This window comes from Chryseobacterium bernardetii (assembly GCF_003815975.1).
Taxonomy (GTDB): Bacteria; Bacteroidota; Bacteroidia; order Flavobacteriales; family Weeksellaceae; genus Chryseobacterium; species Chryseobacterium bernardetii.
Genome location: NZ_CP033932.1, coordinates 373,141 through 392,942, shown reverse-complemented (window position 1 = coordinate 392,942; position 19,802 = coordinate 373,141). Strand labels below are relative to the sequence as shown.

Sequence of the window (19,802 nt, the reverse complement as noted above, 5' to 3'; positions counted from 1 at the left end):
ATCAATATACTATAATGACCTTCTCGATATGGATGGAGAAAGGTCATTATTTTTACAGTAAAATTGTGTTTCTAGTATGAACCTGATGATAAAGACAATGATGTGGGAACAAGTCTTGATATTTCAAATTTATTATAATAGATAAAATATTCATAAATAATTATGTAGAAAAAAAATCACATGTTTGTGGATAAATATTTACAATAATATTGAATTTCTATGATATATTTGTCATGAAAATAATGTAGCCTAATCGGAATGAAGCTTTTGTCCTTTATTGTTTTGTTATTTTTTATATGTAGTAACGGGCAAAGCTATACCAGGCAATGGTATACTATGGATAATGGGCTGCCTCAAAACAGCATCAAAGACATTGTAAAGGATAAGCACGGTTTCATATGGCTGTCTATGGAGGGGCGGGTTCTTCGGTATGATGGCAGTAATTTTGTGCAATACAAAGATTTCAAACTTAACAATCTGAGTTTTGGTGATTTTTATGGCAACATAAAAAAAGACAGTATTGCTGTTTTCAATAATTCTGAAAAAAACGTTCTGCTGATTTCTCAAAGAAGGCCGGCTATTATTCCTTTCAATAAAACTCTTAAGCCGGATATATCGAAAGACAATAGAATATACAAAAGGCTTTTAAAAAATAATGTTACGGTAAGATATGTCTCTTTTATAGACTCTTATTTTGTTCAGTTGAAGACCGGAACATATTATTTTGAAAAAAATAGTATTGTTTATGTTGACCGTAAAAGCAAGCAACGTATAAAACTTGATTTTGAATTTCCAAGAAACAGATTAAAGAGGTTATTCGTTCATGGAGAAAATGTTTTTATTGCTGATCCGGGAAACAAAAAGATACTTCAATTGTATCACGGAAAATACTTTTATGTTGATGCCCCGTCTACATATACTGATCCTGAAACAAGAATTTACTGGCAACAGATTACAGGTCAGGTTTTTATGATCAATCATGGTAAAATATTCAGGAGTCAGTTTTTAGAAGGAAAGCTGGATCTTGCTTATGTATTGGAATACAAGAATATAGATAAGGAAATATCGGGGGCAATGTTTTATGATGATGCTTCCCGTAAATTATATATTGGCAGTTCCATTAACGGACTTACAATTCTAAGCCTATCTGATTTTTCGGTTTCCAGAAAGAGTTTGCCTTATCAGGATGAGGTTTGTTATGCTGCTATTCCGTATGGTGAAAATTCTGTTTTAACGCAGGAAGGGGTCAGGTATTATAAAAATAAATCAGAAAGATTATATAAGGCTCCCCAATCTTATGATAAACGTTATATTTTTCAGGATGATTCCGGAAATCTTGTGTACCGGGAAAATAATTCTATTCATATAAGATATAAAAAGACAGGATTTACAAAGTATGATTCTGTCTCTTTTGATAAGAAGGAAATAGTCGGCTTGTATAAAAATGGAGGTATGTATATGGTATCTGTTTCGGATAGAAATAGATTTTATCTCTATATATTTGACCACGATAATTTTAAGAGAATAGTAAAGGTTATTCCCTGTGAAAATAATACAGATACTATTCTCAGATATAATGAAGAGCTTCTTTATTTAGGCGGGAGTAATGGGATAAGTGTTTTCTCTCTTTCTCAGAATAAAATTGTAAGGCAGATCGGGCAGAATCTTCCGGTAAAGCAGATCATAAGAACTACTGACGGAAATATCTGGTTTACCACCTATAATCAAGGTATATATTGGTTAAAAGATTATCAGGTTGTTAAAGTTCCTGTGGATAAAAATGATTTTCTTGCCAATGCTCATCATATTTTGGAAGATAAAAATTCAAATTTTTGGATTTCTTCTAATAACGGATTATTTAAAATTAATAAAACAAAACTTCTGGAATCTTTGAAAAGTCTTAAAGAACCTGTTACCTACTATCGATATACCAAAGAACATGGGTTTTTAAATAATGAATTCAATGGAAGTGCTGATCCGGATGCGAATATTCTTGACGATGGACAATTTGTATTTCCTTCCATGGAAGGATTTGTGTTTTTTACTCCTCAGCATGTTAAAACTTATTTTCCGGCAGCACAAGATCTGTATATAGAAAGAGCAAAAGTAGACGGTAAAATGATTCGGTTAAAAGATGAATTTTTCATGAAATGCGGTTCTAAAAATGCTGAAATCTATATTGATATTCCTTACTATACCAACCTGGAGAATATCTATCTTCAGGCAAAGCTGATAGGAGAAGAAACTAGCCATTGGATCAATATTAAAAATGACAGAACATTCAGATTATCCAATATAGAGCCAGGGAAATATAGCTTACTTATTAGATTCTTATCTTCCGAAACCGGAAAATTTGTTTATAAAAGCCTTCCTATAGAAATTGAGGCTTATTTTTATCAGACCCTGCCTTTTAAAATTTTAATTGTTGGGTTTGTTATTTTAATTCTTATCATCGGAATACAGATCAGGACCAATTTTTTAAGACTGAAAAACAAGGCTCTGAAAAATACACTTATTCATAAGGATAAAGAGCTTCAGGAAACGAATAACAAGCTTAAAACTGAATCTGATTATCAGAAGAAACTGATGGAAAGCATCAGCCATGATATTACCACTCCGGTTAAGTTTATTGCTCTTCTTTCGCAGGAACTTACACAATCTGACGATGCTAAAACCCAGAAAAAATATTTTGACAGTATCTATAAAACCTCAGAACAATTATATAAATTTACATTAAGCCTGAAAGAGTATACAGAGCTCTACAAACAGGAAAATGCTACAGAAACTGAATATCCGGTATATGACCTGATTGAAACAAAGAAATTATTGTTTGAAGAAATTGCAGCCCGGAAAAATACTTTCATTTATAATTTCTGTGACCACCAGCTTACTGCCAAAATCAATAAAAATATTCTTCTTGCTGTTTTCCATAATATTATAGACAACGCGGTAAAAAATACTTCAGACGGAGAAATTATCATCACTTCAACGTCTTCGGAAAAGTATATAGAAATCAGCATTGCAGATACAGGAAGCGGAATGTCTGCCGAACAGAGAGCTTATTACTCTCAACTTTTCATAAAAACGGAAAATGAACATTTGACTTTTAAAAATTACGGACTGGGCTTGCATATGGTCATTCAATTGATGATGAAAATCAGTGGAAAAATGGCCTTTCATGAAAATACACCAAAGGGAACACGCATTACAATCTATATTACATTATGACGAAAAGAATATTAATAGCAGATGACCATCATGTGGTAAGAATCGGGACTGCTCTGATTCTGGAAAAGAATTTTGAAAGATTTGATATAGATTTTGCAGAAACCTATGATGAGGTGAGAGAAAAATTGCGGGCAGTGAAATTTGATCTTGTGATTTTGGACATTGAACTTCCGGGAAGTACTTTTAAGTCGATGGTTAAGGAAATTAAAAGCATCAGTGAAGAAACTCTGGTCTTAATTTTTACCTCTTACAAAGAAAGTATTGCCATGCAGTATATTCAGGAAGGGGCAAATGGTTTTTTAAATAAACTCAGCAATCCGGAAACTTTTGTAAAAACAATAGAAGGGATCTTTAAAGACGGTTACTATTATACCCCTGGAGTACTTAATGAGATGGTGATACAAATGCAGAAGAAAAGCCCTGTAGAAATTCTTTCTGAAAGGGAACTGCAGGTTTTCGATCTTCTTGCAAAAGGAAACGGTAACCTCGAGATAGCCAATGTACTCAATATTGAAGAATCTACTGTTGGAACTTATAAGAGAAGAGTTTATCAGAAATTAAAAATCAAGAATCTGATTGAACTGCTGGAAATTTACAACGAAATTCACTAATATATAATGCTTCTCATGTCATAAAACACGTACAGTTTTGTGGAAAAATGCGTACAGAGCCTTTAGGTGAAATCTTTATTTTTCGGAGTAAGTTAGTCTCATGAAAATCCCATCGGACAAACGATTGGGATACCCTATTGATGCACAATTTCTTTCGGATTCTAAAAACATTTTTTTGATTATGAGAACAAATTTATTTTTCATTGCTTTTCTAGCAGGTCTGAGTAGTTTGAAGGTAAATGCCCAAGTAGGCATAAATACGCCAAATCCTACGAGCAGCCTGACTGTTAACGGTTCCTTTGCCGCAACTTATAGAATAGTATCTGCAAGTGGAGCTGTAGGGGCTAATGATTATTATATTGCTTATAATTCTGCAAATAGCGGAACTTTAACATTGCCCGCAGCAATAAATGGAGCAGGTAATTTTTCAGGAAGAACCTACCACTTTAAAAATACAGGATCTGGTATTCTTTCGATAGCTGCCTCCGGAGGAGAGCTTATAGATAACCAGAACGGCCCCGGTGTTGCTTCTATCGATATTCCTTCCGGATATTATGCATTTCTGGTCAGCAAAGGAACGCTTTCCGGCACAACATGGGAGCTGGTATTATTTTCAAGTTCTAATAACATGCCTCCAGTTTCACAAACCTATCTTTTCTCTTCCGCCCAGCAGAATGCCGTTAAACAGAATTGTACTGCTACAACCGGAAGTGCATGGGAAAAAACGGAGATTAAATACCCTCAAGGTATGGCCATAAATACAGCAAATGGGGTTAACCTTTCAACAGGGAGATTTACTGCACCTACAGAAGGTTATTATATGGTTTATGGCTCTGCCCAGTTTGATAATTCAGAGGTTGCGGGGCAGCCTGCTTTTGCCTGGTGTGTATTATATCTTGTGAAGAATTTTGCTACAACGCCGAATAATCAGCTTGTACAAAACTTCCATACCAATCCCGGTATTTTTGCATCAGGAATTGTTTCTGCGGTTGTTCATCTGAATGCAGGAGAAACGGTAAGTATGGCATCAGCGGCACAATTGAATAACTTAGGAGCCCAGTATCAGGTAACTGCAACTTCCATTTATGGTTATAAAATAGCTAATTAATAGATCGCTTTTATAGAAAGTAAGCCTTAACGAACTGTTGAGGCTTTTATCATGTTCAATTAATTCTTAAAAAAATATGAAAAAACTAACCATTGTACTATTTATGGGTATAACTCATTTAGGCTTTGCCCAGATAGGAGTTAATACACCTAACCCCCAAGCTGTGTTTCACATGGATGGAAAAAAGAATAATGAAATTTCAGGACCTGTAAGCCAGGCTAATCAAACAGATGATGTAGTAATGACATCTGGCGGATATATAGGGATCGGAAATAATAACCCTGCTACAAGTCTGGATATTAAGACCACCGGAACCTTAGCAACACCTGTTTCCGGAATAAAAATAGCAGACGGAGCACAAAACGAAAACTATGTACTAACTTCGGACGCTAACGGTAATGGCTTATGGAAGCCTGTAAGGTTAACCGTTTTGCGTGGAGTGAACGGAGCGGGAATAGATTTTCCTTTTGTTTTTACAAATGATGCCAGATATACCGGCTCCTATATAGATTTACCACCCGGTAAATGGCTTGTCACAGTGCAGCAACTTATCATTCCTGCCGGAGCTGTATTAACCAGCGATCAATGGATGTGGCTAAGGACCAGTTTTTCAGATGATCCTAATATTGTACCCGGAGATATAGGTACATTCTCAGCAGATCTTACAGAAGCACCTACCTTAGTAAGTGGGTTAATACAAGGGCCAACAGCTCCGGGACTTACCCGTTTTTCATTAATGCAGGGAAGTCTGGTAATTAATAATTCTTCCGGTGCTGTAAAGAGGTATAAATATATTGCAGGTATGAATGTTGTTGGCGGGGCACAGACAGCCGGTACTTATTTCCAGGGATTTGGCGGAAATTGGGGTGAAAATATTATGTATGCTGTTCCTACAAATTAAAATAATTAAGGCTGGGGTAAAAATGGAGCACATGCTATTAAGGTGTGAATTCTCAATTTACCCCATGGAATGTGAATTTCTCTGAAAAGTTTTTATATATTTAGCGACCGAATAATTCATTCAATGAGCAACGAAAAAAATACAGGACAAAACGAGACTTTAGTTAGAGGATTAACAAACCGACATATACAATTAATTGCCCTTGGAGGAGCCATAGGAACTGGATTATTTCTGGGAATCGGGCCGGCAGCAGTATTGGCTGGTCCCTCAGTAATTCTGGGATATGCCTTAGCCGGAATTATTGCCTTTTTTATCATGCGTCAGCTTGGTGAAATGGTAGTTCAGGAGCCGGTATCGGGTAGTTTCAGCTACTTCGCCTATAAATATTGGGGAAATTTTCCGGGTTTTGCTTCAGGATGGAACTACTGGATCCTCTATATTCTCGTAAGCATGGCCGAACTAACCGCTATTGGCCATTATATTCATTTCTGGTGGCCGGAAATACCGCTTTGGGTATCCAGTTTATTCTTCTTTGTAGTCATTAATGCCCTTAACCTCGCTTCTGTAAAGGTATATGGCGAAACTGAATTTTGGTTTTCCATCATCAAAGTAGTAGCCATTATCGCGATGATCGTTTTTGGAGTTTATCTTTTGATAAGCGGAACTGCAGGAGAAAAGGCTACAATTGCCAATTTGTGGAATGATGGCGGATTCTTTCCAAAAGGATTATTCAATAAAACTGAAACCGGTTTTTCGGGATTATTTGCTGCTATGGCCATGATTATGTTTTCTTTCGGAGGACTGGAGCTGATCGGGATCACAGCTGCTGAAGCCAAGAACCCGGAGAAAACCATTCCACAGGCAACCAACCAGGTTATCTACAGAATTTTAATTTTCTATGTAGGCGCTTTGGTAATCTTATTCTCATTAAGCCCTTGGAGAGAAATTACAGAAGGCTCAAGCCCTTTTGTAATGGTATTTGAAAATTTGAATGGATTGGAATTCAGTATTTTTGGTAAAGTGATTCAGTTCAATGTATTGATTGCAAATGTGCTTAATCTTATTGTACTGACTGCTGCTTTGTCTGTTTATAACAGTAGCGTTTACAGTAACAGCCGCATGCTTTTCGGGTTAGCCCAGCAGGGGAATGCCCCTAAGTTTTTGAAGAAACTGAATAAAAACTCGGTTCCTATTAACGCGATCCTTGTTTCTTCATGTTTTGCAGGGATCTGTATTATCATCAATAAGTTGGTGCCGGAAAAAGCGTTTCAGTATCTGATGGCTCTTGTAGTATCTACTTTGATTATTAACTGGCTTATGATATGTTACACCCATTTGAAATTTAAAAAATCCATCACCAAAGAAGGAGTTCAATCTAAATTTCCATCTATATTTTATCCGGTTTCCAATTACATTTGTATTGTATTTTTAGTGCTGATTTTAGGATTGATGAGCATTACAGGAATGGAAATCCAGGTGATTCTGATTCCGGTATGGATAGGGTTTTTATTTGTAATGTATAAATTATATAAACCGAACTAATAGGTTTTAAATACGATTAAGAATATGGTTTTTGGAAACTTTTTAGCGGTACAAAAACCATATTTTATTTTGAAAAAAGTTTCATGATGAAATATTTATTTTGCCTTCTCCTTGTATATCCATTTTCGGCTGTAGCTCAGAAGCAGGATTTTACTGTTTATATTGAGACTTCCGATATCAGAAATTTCTGGACAGCTTATGACAAGGTTCAGACGATCAGTAATCCGGAGGAAAAAATATCTGCATTTCAAAAAATGTATGTTGATAAAGCGAGTCCTGGATTGAATGATTTTATCAGGTCAAGAAATTTTACTTCTGAACAATGGGTTGAGTCTTTTAAGTCAAAACCTAAATTTTGGAACTCCATTAGAAGTAAAACAGAGAAAATTCAAAAAGATTTTAAAAATATAAAAAAGCTTTATCAGAACTTCAGCCAGTTATATGCAGGGTTTTCTCCTCCAAAGATTTATTTTACGATTGGAAACCTTAAAGGAGGAGGAACAGTTATTAATGGAAATCTTATCATAGGTTCTGAATTAGCAGCTTCTGATAAAACCGTGGATTATTCAGAACTTTCCAAAAATTATCAGGATAGGATGAAAATGAATTCAGGAGTGATCTTTCTTACTGCTCATGAATTAGTTCATACCCAGCAAAATTTAAAAAGTACTGCAACAAATTTATTAGGGCTTTGTTTAAAAGAAGGTTCAGCTGATTTTATAGCTGAACTGTTAACCGGAAAAAAAGTTGAAGCGCCTTATATAAAATATGGAATGCAGCATCAAAGTTCTTTGTGGAATGATTTTCAAAAAGAAATGAATGGTGAAGACTATCAGAATTGGCTTTCTAACACTACTACAATAAAAGACAGACCGGCAGATCTTGGATATTTTATGGGATATATTATTACCAAAAGATTCTATGAAAAATCAATAGATAAAAAATCTGCTGTCAGTGACATGATGAATCTGGATTTCAGCAATGCTGCTGAAACAGAAATCTTTTTAGAAAAGTCAGGATATAAAAATGATATAAAGTAAGGGTTAAATTGTGAGATAAAAATGGCCTGATCTGTTATTTTTTCGTAAATTAGTAATAAGGTATTATTCAATGTAAAGTGAAGATTTCTATCTGATGTTGAAATTCCGGCGGAAGTGCCGAACACCGTATCAAAGTAGGCGAACTTAAAAAACACTCCTATGGCTAATTTATTTCAAACACTTACCAACACCGTTAAACACTGGTATATTCCATTGATCTTTGGAATTGTTTTTCTGATCTGCGGCTTTTATGTATTCAGTGTGCCACTGGCAACTTATGTAACACTTTCTATATTTTTCAGTGTTTCATTCCTGTTTTCGGGGATTACGGAAATATTCTTTTCTATACAAAACAGTAAATCCCTTCACGGATGGGGCTGGTTTCTTGTAAGCGGACTGTTGACCACTGCAATTGGGATTTATCTGATCGCTTATCCGCAGATTTCAATGTCTATTCTTCCGTTTGTTGTAGGATTTACTCTTCTGTTCCGGTCTTTCCAGTTGCTGGGGTTTGCTTTCGATCTGAAAAGTATGAAGATCATGAGTTGGGGAAATGTAGCTTTAACAAGCGTAGGAGGTATTATTTTTTCTTTACTGCTGATATTTAATCCGATATTTACAGGAATTTCTTTAGTTACATTAACAGGAGTTTCCTTTATTTTTATGGGAATAGCTTCTATTATGCTGGCTTTAGATCTTAGAAAAGTTAAAAAGATTCCTGGAAAAGTAAGCCAGGAACTCAGAGACAGAATCAAATCCCTACAGGACGAAATTGATGATCTGGAAAAATAAATGAAATGATTACTCAATATCAGACCTCGAGTAATAGGTCTGATATTGAGTCAGGATAATAGTAATTGCATTTGCATGTAAAATATTCAACTATAATTCCAGAATCCATTTTTGAAGTTCTACCTCTTGCGGAAGTTTCAACTTCTTCTTAAGTCTGTATCTTTTTGTTTCAATTCCTCTTAGACTGATATTTTCATACTGATAAATTTCTTTATTGGTAAGATTTAACGGCTCAGTCTCAAAAGTTGGGGGGAATGTTAAGTAGTTTTATCTTTGCATCATGTTAAGCGATCACGACCTTCTTAAATTATTACTTCCGGAATTTTTAGTAGAGCACTTTGATATCCTCAATGCAGAAACTCATGATGCAGAACTTCATATTTATTTCGAAGAAAGAAACAGTATTCCCCATGAATTTAAAGAAAGGAGATTTGAATCCAAGGGCTTTTTACCTGAAATCATTGTAGATGATTATCCATTACGGGGTAAAATCGTAAAGCTCCATGTGAAAAGAAGAAGATGGACAGATAAATCCTCCGGTGAGATCCTTCAGAGAGACTGGCAGCTTGTAGCGAAAGGCACACGGATGACAAAGGATTTGGCAGGCTTCTTAAAAAAAATTAGCCGACACTAAAGCTCTTCCCCTAAAAGTTATAGCAGAATTTTTCGGGATCAAAGGCAAGAGCTTCCAGAGGCAATACAAGAATAATCTCAGCGAATATCATAGCTGGGAACAAAAACCGCACGCAGAGGACTGGATCATTTACCCTGAAAATGTCTCAGCCTCCTTATCTTTAGACGAAGTAGCATTATCTGATGGAGAACTTTATACCGTTCTTACCTCCAAAAAAGCAAAAGGGAGAAAAGGAAGTATTGTTGCTATGATAAAAGGTACCCAGAGTGATTTTGTCATCACACATCTTTTGAAGATCAGCAGAAAACTTCGGATGAAGGTAAACGAAATTACATTGGATATGGCGGGTTCCATGAAGCGTATTGCCCAACGCTGCTTTCCTGATGCAGTACAGGTTATTGATCGTTTTCATGTTCAGAAGCTGTCCATAGAGGCCCTTCAGGAGATCAGGATCAGGCATCGCTGGGAAGCCATTGAAATGGAAAACAATCCTTTTAACAGTCACTCAGCTGAAACAGAAGTTTTTGCAAACGGAGATACCCGGAAACAGCTCCTGGCAAGAAGCAGGTATTTACTATATAAAAGCCGTGAGAAATGGACTCTGTCCCAGAAACAAAGAGCTTCGATCCTTTTTACCCAGTATCCTGATCTGGAACAGGCATATGAATTGACTGATGGACTTAGAAAAATTTATAACCAGAATATTTCGAAATCTGTAGCAATGACTAAACTGGCCCATTGGTTTAGAAATGTGGAAGAAGCAGAGTTTAAATCTTTTTCTACCTTAAGAAAAACAATAATGAATCATTATAGAAATATTCTCAACTATTTTGATCAAAGAAGCACCAATGCTGCTGCTGAATCTTTCAATGCGAAAATAAAAAACTTCAGAATGCAGCTCAGAGGAGTAAAAGACAGAACCTTTTTTATCTTCAGATTAGCTAAACTTTTTGCCTAGTCCCCAACTTTTACGCTTGATCCTTTATAACGTAGAGAAAGACGAGTATATAGATACAACATATCATTTCAGCGGTGCTACATGTGGGAATGTGAAAAAAATGTTTAGGAAAAGTGCAGAGATTAAAGGAAGGAGATTCTAAAGAATATGAAGTTAAAATTATTCCTGGAAGAATATCAAGCGCATTAAAAGAAAAGAAAAAATATAGATTTAAATTAAGTTTTGATACCTATCTGTTTAGTGGCTGTAAGGATTATGTTACAGATTGGCTTTATTTTAATAATACGAAATAGATGGTATTCTATTTATTAGAACGAGAACTTTATCCCGTGATTAATAAAACTGATTCAAAAAAATGAATCTATGTTTATTCCTATTCTATAAAAACAAAAACCACCCTTTAAAAAAGAGTGGTTTGTAGACTCACAGGGATTCGAACCCCAGATGACTGAACCAAAATCAGTAGTGTTACCGCTACACCATGAGTCTGTTTGTTTTTAGTGGTGCAAATTTACAGCTTTTTTCTTTAGATGCAAGAACTTTTTGAATTTTTTTTTAAATTTACTGGAGATTTTATTTACGGAAAATATGCTGATAGACTTCAATAATCTCAATATTAATCAATTATCTTTCAATTCTGAATTTGAAAAAAAAGTAAGAAATTTCTTAGAAGAATGGGCTTCTGGAGGAGACTCTGTAAAAGTGCAGACATCCGGCTCCACAGGCGTACCTAAAATTTTCGGGATCGAAAAAAAGAAAATGATTAATTCTGCGGTAATGACCTGCAATTTTTTAGGTCTGAAGGAAGGTGATACAGCATTATTATGCCTGCCCGTAGAATATATTTCAGGTAAAATGATGGTGGTGCGCTCCCTGGAAAGGAAATTAAAGTTAATAGTAAGTGAGCCATCATTACGTCCCGCTGAAAATCTCGATCAGGAAGTCGATTTTTGTGCAATGACTCCGCTTCAGGTGGAAAACTCATTGGATAAACTGCATTTAATCAAAAATTTAATTATTGGTGGGGCAGCAGTTTCCGAAAGTCTGAAAAATAAAATCCTCCATATGAATCTGGACCGCTCAAGCCGTATTTTTGAAACCTACGGAATGTCTGAAACGCTTTCCCATATTGGCTTAAAACAAGTAATGCCGGAACAGGAAGAATATTTTACCGTTTTTGAAAATGTTTCCATTTCCCTGGATGAAAGAGGTTGTCTTACTATCTTTGCACCTGATGTAAATGCAGAAGTATTGGTAACGAATGATTTAGTTGAAATTAAAAATAATAAGCAGTTCAAATTTCTGGGACGAATAGATAACGTTATTAATTCAGGGGGAGCGAAAATTTTTCCTGAAAAATTAGAAGCATTAGTTAAAAAAGAAATTCCAAATGAAGTTATTTTTATAGGAGTTCCTGACGAAAGTTTGGGTCAGAAATTGATAATGATTATTGAAGGAAACACATCAGATGAGGTTATTGAGAAAATTTCTATCATTCCATTTGAGAAGAATTTCCACAAGCCCAAAGAAATTATTTTTATGGATCAAATTCCAAGAACACCGAATGGAAAGGTAAACAGATTGGAATTGCAGCAATTGATTGGCAAAAACATTTAAGAAATTCAGGTTTCTGGTTTTGGATTCCGTAATCTAAACTTTCAAAATTTAAAGCAATGAAGGATTTTTCAAAAGAACTCAGTTTCAAAACATCCCGCAGCAGCGGAGCAGGGGGGCAGAATGTCAACAAAGTGGAGACTTCTGTAACGGTACTTTGGAAAGTGGCAGTTTCTGAGCTTTTCAAAGATGATGAAAAAATCTTGATTCAGGAAAAATTAAAAAACAGAATCAACGCAGACGGATTTTTATTTTTGACGGTTTCAGAAAGCAGAACCCAGTTGATGAATAAAAATAAAGCCATCGAAAAAATAGTGGATATTGTCAATAAAGCCCTTATTGTTCCCAAGAAAAGAACTGCTACCAAACCGTCCAGGGCTCAAAAGCAAAAGAGATTGGATAACAAAAAGAAGCTTTCTGATAAAAAAGAAAACAGAAGATTTAGATTGTAGTTGCATCTTTCACGGAAAGCCCTATTTTTGCCGGAAATTTTTTCAAAAATGATAAAAAAACTAATGCTAATGGGAGCTATTTCGACTTGTTTATTTTCTTCTGCCCAAAAATTTTCATTTGTTCCTTCTGTAGGATATGCATGGAGAGTTGCTGAAACTCCTTCAGGACTTTCAAAACAGGAAAAAGATTATATCAAAGGATTAAAAAGCGGGCTTCACTTTGACCTTTCTGCTTATTATCACATCAATAAGGTGGGAATCGGACTAAAGTTTTCGAATTACAATGCATCAAGCAATGGAATGATAGCTGTCAATAATTCTCAAAGGGGTACCATCTACGTGCCTTTAAGTACAACAGATAATATTACTTTTATTGGGACTTCTATCATGTATTCCAATTATAATGATCCAACAAAACATAAGTTGTTTTTTGATGGTTCATTAGGGATTATTTCTTATACAACAAAAACAGGTAATATAAAAGGAACCGGATCCAGCCTGGGATTGGATGCTGGTTTTGGATATCAATACGCTTTGTCTAAAAATATTTTTATAGGGCCTAAATTAAGTATGACAGCAGGAACATTAACCAAAATGAAAATTAATGGGACAACAGTTGAGTTAGGCGATGCAAAAGAAGGGTTAACCAGAGTTTCTTTAAGCGGAGTTGCTACATTTAATTTTTAAGTCCTATCTTTGTTAGAGTTAAAATAAAAAAATAATGACAGCAACCATCTTTTTATCAGCAGAGCGCCGACAGGCAGGATTGTTGCTGTCATTATTGTATCTACATACTGATTCTTTTCTGAAAAGTTCCAAGGACTTTATCAATTAAGCCCTGTCAGGATCCAAGGCAGGGGATTATTCCGGATTTTTTACATATTATTTTTTTGCGGTTTTCTATAGAAAGAGGCAGGTTTGCGCCTGGGTTCTACATTGGATCGTTCGGAAAATACTGCATTTCATCCTAAAAATTGAAAAAAATGTCTGATCATATTACAGTAACCACAGGAATTTATGATGCCATAAAAGATACTCTCAGAAGAAAAAAAGTAAGCATCGGAGAAGAGAAAAGATTAACTGAAGAGCTGAGAAAAGCAAAGCAGGTACTCAGAAGAGACCTGCCTGAAGATATTGTAACAGTGAACAGAAAAGTGACTTTGAAAGATCATACACTGGATTTTGAGCACGAATATATTTTTGTACCCTCTACCAAAGAAAAACTTAAGAAAAATAAACACTCTATCCTTTCAAATATTGCTTTAGCAGTGGTTGGATATAAAGTAGGAGATATCATCGACTGGCCTTTTAAAGAAGGAAACAGAAAAATTGAAATTGTAAAAGTGGAAGCCTGGGAAGGATAAAACTTTGTCATATAGGGTTGATTTTACGAAGAAAGCGTAGTCCATTTCGGGCTGCGTTTTCTGTTTTTTTGAGAATAAGGATAAATGTTGGAAAACGCTAAGGCGCAAGTTTTTTACATGTATGATGCCTTAAGGCGAAAGATTTTATCTGCGATAAAATTTCATATTGCTGAATATTGCCACGAATGCACGAATAAAAAAGCTAATGAAGCTATTGTGCTATTTGAACCGCATAGAAACATAAAATATATTAATATAATAAATTCGTGCATCGTGGCTAAAAAATAGGGTTACACTTGCTGAAGATCTTTGATCTTCTTGCGCCTTAAAATAAACGTAATAATGATAAAATCCTTTGCGACCTTGCGTTTCCCAACAAAAAAAGTATATCAATTCAAACATCTTCCAATCTGCATATTTAACAAATGATAAAAAAATACCCGTATATGAGACTTTCTTCAAGTGCTTGGGCTGCATTCCGTTTTTAAGTTTTATCTTTGCAAAAAATTATAAAAATGAGCAAACCGATAACTGAATTCATAGAAAAGTATTACCTGCACTTCAACGCAGCTGCATTGGTGGATGCTTCTAAAGGATATGTTGCACATCTTAAAGATGGCGGAAAAATGATGATTACTTTGGCAGGAGCAATGTCTACTGCTGAGCTGGGGAAGATTCTTGCAGAAATGATCCGTCAGGGGAAAGTAGATTTTATCTCTTGTACAGGAGCTAACCTTGAAGAAGATTTAATGAACCTTGTAGCACACACTCACTATGAAAGAGTTCCCCACTACAGAGATCTTACACCGCAGGAAGAATGGGATCTGTTGGAAAGAGGACTGAACAGAGTTACGGATACCTGTATTCCTGAAGAAGAAGCTTTCAGAAGATTACAGAAGCATATTGTGGAAATCTGGAAAGATGCAGAAGCTAAAGGAGAAAGATATTTCCCACACGAATATATGTACAAAATGATCCTTTCAGGAGTATTGGAGCAGTATTACGAAATTCCTAGAGAAAACTCTTGGATGATTGCTGCTGCTGAAGCAAACTTACCAATTGTAGTTCCAGGATGGGAAGACTCTACAATGGGTAATATCTTCGCGTCTTACTGTATCAAAGGAGAGCTTAAAGCCACTACAATGAAATCAGGGATCGAATATATGACTTACCTTGCAGACTGGTATACTAAAAACTCAGGTGGAAAAGGAGTTGGATTCTTCCAGATTGGTGGAGGTATTGCAGGAGATTTCCCTATCTGTGTGGTACCAATGTTATATCAGGATATGGAAATGCATGACATCCCTTTCTGGTCTTATTTCTGCCAGATCTCTGATTCTACTACATCTTACGGTTCATATTCAGGAGCAGTTCCAAATGAGAAAATCACTTGGGGGAAATTAGATATCACTACACCGAAATTTATCGTTGAAAGTGACGCAACTATCTGTGCACCGTTAATGTTCTCTTATATCCTTGAGAATGCATAATAAATAAACTCTTTACGAGATTATAATATCAGCGCTTCCATTTGGGAGCGCTTTTTTATTTTATATTTTAATATTTTTTAGATCTCTCGCAGATTTAGCTGATTAAGCAGATTTTGAGTAGAAAATATGATCGGAAGGTTGGAAATCGCAAAGGTGCAAATTCTTTTTACCTGATGTTTTAAGGCGCAAAGATTTTATCTGCGATAAAATTATACATCGTTGAATAATTAGTCACTAATGCACGAATAAAAAAAGTTAATGAGCCTAATTTTTGTAATATAATTAATCCATGACTTCGTGGCAAAAAAAATAGGTATACAGCTTGCTGAAGGTCTTTGATCTTCTTGCGCCTTAAAATAAGTGTAATATTTGTGAAAACCCTTTGCGCCTTTGCGATTTCCAACAAATCTGTGTAATCAGCAACATCTGCGCGCAAATATTTAAGCATCATTTTAGAACTGTGAAAATCAGTGTCATCTGTGGGAAAATAAAATCAATCCAAAGAATTAACCAGCACAAAATAACGATACGCAAGAATTCCTTTTTCTATTTTTGTCAGCTTGTTAGGATCTTTCTTACTTAGCTTCGGAAGGACCTTTTTATTGATCACATTCAATAAACGGAAAAATGATTTTTTCATATCTTTATCTTTTAATGAAGCATCATTGAGGTTGTAAGAGTTCAAAAATGATGCAAAAACTTAAATATCTTTCCTAGATTTTAGATTATGGACGCAATTTTCAAACAACAGGTATATGAAGTAGCCAAACTTATTCCCAAGGGAAGAGTTTCTACATACGGTGCTATAGCTAAGGCAGTAGGTTATCCCAATCATTCCCGTCATGTAGGAAAAGCAATGGGGGGTTGTCCTGAAGATGTGCCTGCACACCGTGTTATTTCCAGTTCAGGAACCTTATCTGTTCCTGAGTTCCAGAAGAGATTGGAAGAGGAAGGAATTACGGTAGAAAATCTAAGAATAAAAGGCTTTAAAAAGCTGTTCTGGGATCCAATGAATGAGTTATAGCTATCATGAAACTCTTATTTGTGTTTAAAAAAGAACTCTTAATAAATTTTGTACCTGAAAAAAATCAATACTGAAAAAAATATCACCCATATATTGATATGAGTGATACAAATATTTTTACAGTTTTAAACTGTATTATTTCTTAGCTCTTGAAGGACTCTGGGAATTTTTTAATTCCTCTTTCAGCCTTGCATTTTCTTCCTTTAATAAAGCAATATATCCTTGTAGGTTTTCAATAATAGATCCCGGAATATTATTATATTGATTCTGATTGTTAATACCGCCTGCAGATTGGTCATTGAATATAGGATGGTCATTATTAACAACTATTGTTGCTTCCTCTTCTTCGTAAATTTCGTCAAGCGGTACGTCTAAGAAACGGGCAAGTTTATCCCATTCTTCTTTTACAATTCTTACATCACCACTTTCTTTTCTGCTATAATTAGATACATCTGTAGCGATAAAATCTGCTACCTGCTGCTGAGTATATCCTTTTTGCTTTCTGATAAGACGTAATTTTTCTTTTTGCATGACCGACATTTTATACAAAAATGGCAAAAAAGCACAATGTATACAATAGAAAACTTGAAAAAATGCTGATAAATCTTCGCTATTGAGAGAAGAAGCACCACGAAAGTCGCAAAAGCATTGTTAAAAAAACTTTAGTCCATTTAAGTAATTTTAAAATAATGCTTCATAACATTTCAAATCAGAATAAAATTTTAGGTTTTCAAAAACTTAAATGTTCTTCTCAACAGAATAATATTTACTTCATAAACTTAAGTTTTTAAACTCTTTTGTGATTAAAAAATAGAGGATAGAAGACTCTCTATTAATTCTAATGTTGGATGAACGCTGAGGCGAAAAAGAGTTTAATCAATATTACGCTTATTTAAGGTGCAATAAGATCAATTTTATCACAGAAAAAATCTTTGCGCCTTAAAGACATATATGTAAAAAGCATGCGCTATTTAGCGTTTTCCAATAACCAAGGAGAATAAAAAAGACTGCTTCATTCGAAACAGTCTTCAGTATATTATTTTTCAAGTTGCTTATAGCTTCGCTGTATAAAATCTGTCAGGTCTTTCCCTTTCAGTAGATTTTGAGATAACTTGGCCAGGTCTAAAGCATATTTGATTAAGCTTTCCTTTTCCTCAGTATTCTCAGTTTTTAAGATCTGATTAGAAAGTTCACTGTTGGAGTTTACTACCAGGTTGTACATTTCCGGGAAGCCACCCATTCCGAACATGCCGCCACCACCGGTAGCCTGCATTTCTTTCATTCTTCTCATGAACTCTGGCTGGGTGATCGTAAATGGAGCATCATTGCTGTCCAGATCTTCAAGCTGAACTGTAAATTTAGAATCTTTGATTGCTTCTTCTACATTCTTTTTCAACGATTCCTTTTCAGTATCATTTAGTTTTGAAATAACAGGCTCATCTTTCTTGATAAGATTGTTGATGTGATCTGCATCTACTCTTGCAAATGAAATGTTTTCCTTTGTAGTTTCCAGTTTTTGGATAACGTGTGAAATGATTGGAGAATCTAATAACAGCACTTCATATCCTTTATCTTTTGCAGATTGGATATAGCTGTGTTGCTCATCAGCATTGGTAGCGTAAAGAACTACAAGCTTATTGTCCTTATCAGTTTGAGTAGGTTTGATTTTGTCTACCAGTTCATTCCAAAGGAAGTATTTCCCATCTGTTGTAGGGTATAAAGTAAATTTATCAGCCTTTTCAGCAAATTTCTCTTCTGTAACAATTCCGTATTCAATTACTACTTTAATATCATTCCATTTCTGCTCGTAGTCTTCACGGTTTTCATTGATTAAAGAAGCCATTTTATCAGCTACTTTCTTCGTGATGTAAGAAGAGATTTTCTTTACAGCACCATCTGCCTGAAGGTAAGAACGGGATACATTCAATGGAATATCAGGGGAATCAATTACCCCTCTCAGAAGCATCAGGAAGTCCGGAACAATACCTTTTACTTCATCCGTTACGAATACCTGGTTCTGATATAGCTGGATTTTATCTTTTTCAATGTTTAAGTTATTGCTTAATTTCGGGAAGAATAAAACACCGGTAAGGTTGAAAGGATAATCTACATTCAGGTGAATGTGGAATAAAGGTTCCTCAAACTGCATTGGATACAGTTCGTGGTAGAACTTCATATAATCCTCATTGGTAAGATCACTTGGAGCAATTGTCCATGCCGGAGTAGGGTTGTTGATGATGTTATCTACTTCTTCAGTTTCAGCAACAGCATCTTCCGGAGCGTCTTCCGGTAAAGGAAGAGTATGCGTTTTTGTTCCAAATTTGATAGGAACAGGCATGAACTTGTTATATTTTAATAAAAGTTCACGGATTTTTCCTTCTTCCAAAAATTCTACAGAGTCTTCTGCAATATGTAGAATGATTTCCGTTCCTCTGTCTGTTTTATCAGTAGTTTCTTCAAGAGTGAATTCCGGGCTTCCGTCGCAGATCCATCTTACAGCAGGCTCGTCTTTATAGGATTTTGTAAGAATTTCTACTTTTTCTGCTACCATGAAGGCAGAGTAGAAACCAAGACCAAAGTGTCCGATAATTCCTGAATCCTTTGCTGTATCTTTATATTTTTCCAGAAACTCTTCAGCTCCTGAGAAAGCAACCTGGTTGATGTATTTTTCAACCTCTTCACCGGTCATACCGATACCTTGGTCTATAATACGCAGTGTTTTCTGTTCTTTATCAATCTTAACCTCAAGTTTCGGATTCCCGTATTCTACTTTTGCTTCGCCAATACTTGTTAAATGTTTCAGTTTCAGAGTAGCATCTGTAGCATTAGAAATCAGCTCTCTTAAGAATATTTCGTGGTCACTGTAAAGAAACTTTTTAATAAGTGGGAAAATATTTTCCACCGATACATTAATATTTCCTTTCGTCATAATATTTTAGATTTTTTAATTTTCAGAATCTTTCTCAAAAAAAATACCATGGAGCAGAAAGTGACAGAATGACATTTTTTCAATAGTTATAAACTAAAAATTGTGAGGATTTGTC

General features: G+C 35.2%; 20 protein-coding genes and 1 tRNA gene. 16 read left to right on the top strand and 5 right to left on the bottom strand.

Annotation, left to right across the window (positions count from 1 at the left end):
* Nucleotides 1-258: 258 nt before the first annotated feature.
* The 10 genes from EG339_RS01845 (at nt 259) to EG339_RS01800 (ending at nt 11,107) form a co-directional block, all read left to right on the top strand.
* Nucleotides 259-3,228, top strand: a complete 2,970-nt coding sequence (locus EG339_RS01845; RefSeq protein ID WP_123868610.1) for a sensor histidine kinase — start codon at nt 259-261, stop codon at nt 3,226-3,228.
* A complete protein-coding gene (locus EG339_RS01840; RefSeq protein WP_123868609.1) occupies nt 3,225-3,839 on the top strand; it encodes a response regulator transcription factor in 615 nt (204 codons plus the stop codon). The genes EG339_RS01845 and EG339_RS01840 overlap by 4 nt, the downstream gene beginning before the upstream one ends.
* A gap of 181 nt (nt 3,840-4,020) precedes the next feature.
* Nucleotides 4,021-4,947 (top strand): hypothetical protein, encoded by a 927-nt coding sequence (locus EG339_RS01835; protein ID WP_123868608.1) that lies wholly within the window; start codon nt 4,021-4,023, stop codon nt 4,945-4,947.
* A gap of 76 nt (nt 4,948-5,023) precedes the next feature.
* Nucleotides 5,024-5,848 carry a hypothetical protein gene (locus EG339_RS01830; RefSeq protein ID WP_123868607.1) on the top strand — a complete coding sequence of 275 codons (825 nt, stop codon included), beginning with the start codon at nt 5,024-5,026 and terminating at the stop codon, nt 5,846-5,848.
* Between the two features lie 123 nt (nt 5,849-5,971).
* Complete coding sequence (locus EG339_RS01825; protein WP_123868606.1) at nt 5,972-7,390, top strand: amino acid permease; 1,419 nt, start codon at nt 5,972-5,974, stop codon at nt 7,388-7,390.
* An 83-nt stretch (nt 7,391-7,473) separates the two neighbouring features.
* Nucleotides 7,474-8,430 carry a gliding motility protein GldB-related protein gene (locus EG339_RS01820; RefSeq protein ID WP_123868605.1) on the top strand — a complete coding sequence of 319 codons (957 nt, stop codon included), beginning with the start codon at nt 7,474-7,476 and terminating at the stop codon, nt 8,428-8,430.
* Between the two features lie 159 nt (nt 8,431-8,589).
* Entirely contained in the window at nt 8,590-9,222 is a 633-nt protein-coding gene (locus EG339_RS01815; protein WP_123868604.1) for an HdeD family acid-resistance protein, read from the top strand.
* Nucleotides 9,223-9,502: 280 nt separating this feature from the next.
* Nucleotides 9,503-9,856 (top strand): ISAon1 family transposase N-terminal region protein, encoded by a 354-nt coding sequence (locus EG339_RS01810; RefSeq protein ID WP_123868603.1) that lies wholly within the window; start codon nt 9,503-9,505, stop codon nt 9,854-9,856.
* A gap of 19 nt (nt 9,857-9,875) precedes the next feature.
* On the top strand, nt 9,876-10,814 hold the full coding sequence (locus EG339_RS01805) for an ISAon1 family transposase (RefSeq protein ID WP_123868602.1): 939 nt from the start codon (nt 9,876-9,878) through the stop codon (nt 10,812-10,814).
* A 113-nt stretch (nt 10,815-10,927) separates the two neighbouring features.
* Complete coding sequence (locus tag EG339_RS01800) at nt 10,928-11,107, top strand: hypothetical protein (RefSeq protein ID WP_123868601.1); 180 nt, start codon at nt 10,928-10,930, stop codon at nt 11,105-11,107.
* A gap of 125 nt (nt 11,108-11,232) precedes the next feature.
* Here EG339_RS01800 and EG339_RS01795 read toward each other — a convergent pair.
* Nucleotides 11,233-11,303, bottom strand: a tRNA-Gln gene (locus EG339_RS01795).
* Between the two features lie 99 nt (nt 11,304-11,402).
* Between EG339_RS01795 and EG339_RS01790 the strand changes: the two genes are divergently transcribed.
* The 5 genes from EG339_RS01790 (at nt 11,403) to EG339_RS01770 (ending at nt 15,734) form a co-directional block, all read left to right on the top strand.
* Entirely contained in the window at nt 11,403-12,431 is a 1,029-nt protein-coding gene (locus EG339_RS01790; protein ID WP_123868600.1) for an AMP-binding protein, read from the top strand.
* Between the two features lie 56 nt (nt 12,432-12,487).
* Nucleotides 12,488-12,880 (top strand): alternative ribosome rescue aminoacyl-tRNA hydrolase ArfB, encoded by a 393-nt coding sequence (gene arfB / locus EG339_RS01785; protein ID WP_123868599.1) that lies wholly within the window; start codon nt 12,488-12,490, stop codon nt 12,878-12,880.
* Between the two features lie 48 nt (nt 12,881-12,928).
* A complete protein-coding gene (locus tag EG339_RS01780; protein WP_123868598.1) occupies nt 12,929-13,567 on the top strand; it encodes a porin family protein in 639 nt (212 codons plus the stop codon).
* Between the two features lie 296 nt (nt 13,568-13,863).
* Nucleotides 13,864-14,244 (top strand): GreA/GreB family elongation factor, encoded by a 381-nt coding sequence (locus EG339_RS01775; RefSeq protein ID WP_123868597.1) that lies wholly within the window; start codon nt 13,864-13,866, stop codon nt 14,242-14,244.
* Between the two features lie 515 nt (nt 14,245-14,759).
* Complete coding sequence (locus EG339_RS01770; RefSeq protein ID WP_066696735.1) at nt 14,760-15,734, top strand: deoxyhypusine synthase family protein; 975 nt, start codon at nt 14,760-14,762, stop codon at nt 15,732-15,734.
* A gap of 178 nt (nt 15,735-15,912) precedes the next feature.
* On the opposite strand, the gene EG339_RS01765 is transcribed toward EG339_RS01770, so the two are convergent.
* Both EG339_RS01765 and EG339_RS24100 read right to left on the bottom strand, forming a co-directional pair.
* Nucleotides 15,913-16,185: a hypothetical protein gene (locus EG339_RS01765; protein WP_123868596.1), complete on the bottom strand. Its 273-nt coding sequence runs from the start codon at nt 16,183-16,185 to the stop codon at nt 15,913-15,915.
* A 42-nt stretch (nt 16,186-16,227) separates the two neighbouring features.
* Nucleotides 16,228-16,374, bottom strand: a complete 147-nt coding sequence (locus EG339_RS24100; protein ID WP_164465392.1) for a hypothetical protein — start codon at nt 16,372-16,374, stop codon at nt 16,228-16,230.
* Nucleotides 16,375-16,461: 87 nt separating this feature from the next.
* Here EG339_RS24100 and EG339_RS01760 point away from each other — a divergent pair, with 87 nt between their 5' ends.
* Nucleotides 16,462-16,758 carry an MGMT family protein gene (locus tag EG339_RS01760; protein WP_123868595.1) on the top strand — a complete coding sequence of 99 codons (297 nt, stop codon included), beginning with the start codon at nt 16,462-16,464 and terminating at the stop codon, nt 16,756-16,758.
* Between the two features lie 135 nt (nt 16,759-16,893).
* Here the strand turns inward: EG339_RS01760 and EG339_RS01755 are convergent, their stop codons facing one another.
* Together EG339_RS01755 and htpG are read right to left on the bottom strand one after the other, a co-directional pair.
* Complete coding sequence (locus tag EG339_RS01755) at nt 16,894-17,289, bottom strand: helix-turn-helix transcriptional regulator (RefSeq protein ID WP_123868594.1); 396 nt, start codon at nt 17,287-17,289, stop codon at nt 16,894-16,896.
* 505 nt (nt 17,290-17,794) lie between these two features.
* Nucleotides 17,795-19,687 carry a molecular chaperone HtpG gene (htpG, locus tag EG339_RS01750; RefSeq protein ID WP_123868593.1) on the bottom strand — a complete coding sequence of 631 codons (1,893 nt, stop codon included), beginning with the start codon at nt 19,685-19,687 and terminating at the stop codon, nt 17,795-17,797.
* Nucleotides 19,688-19,802 lie beyond the last annotated feature (115 nt).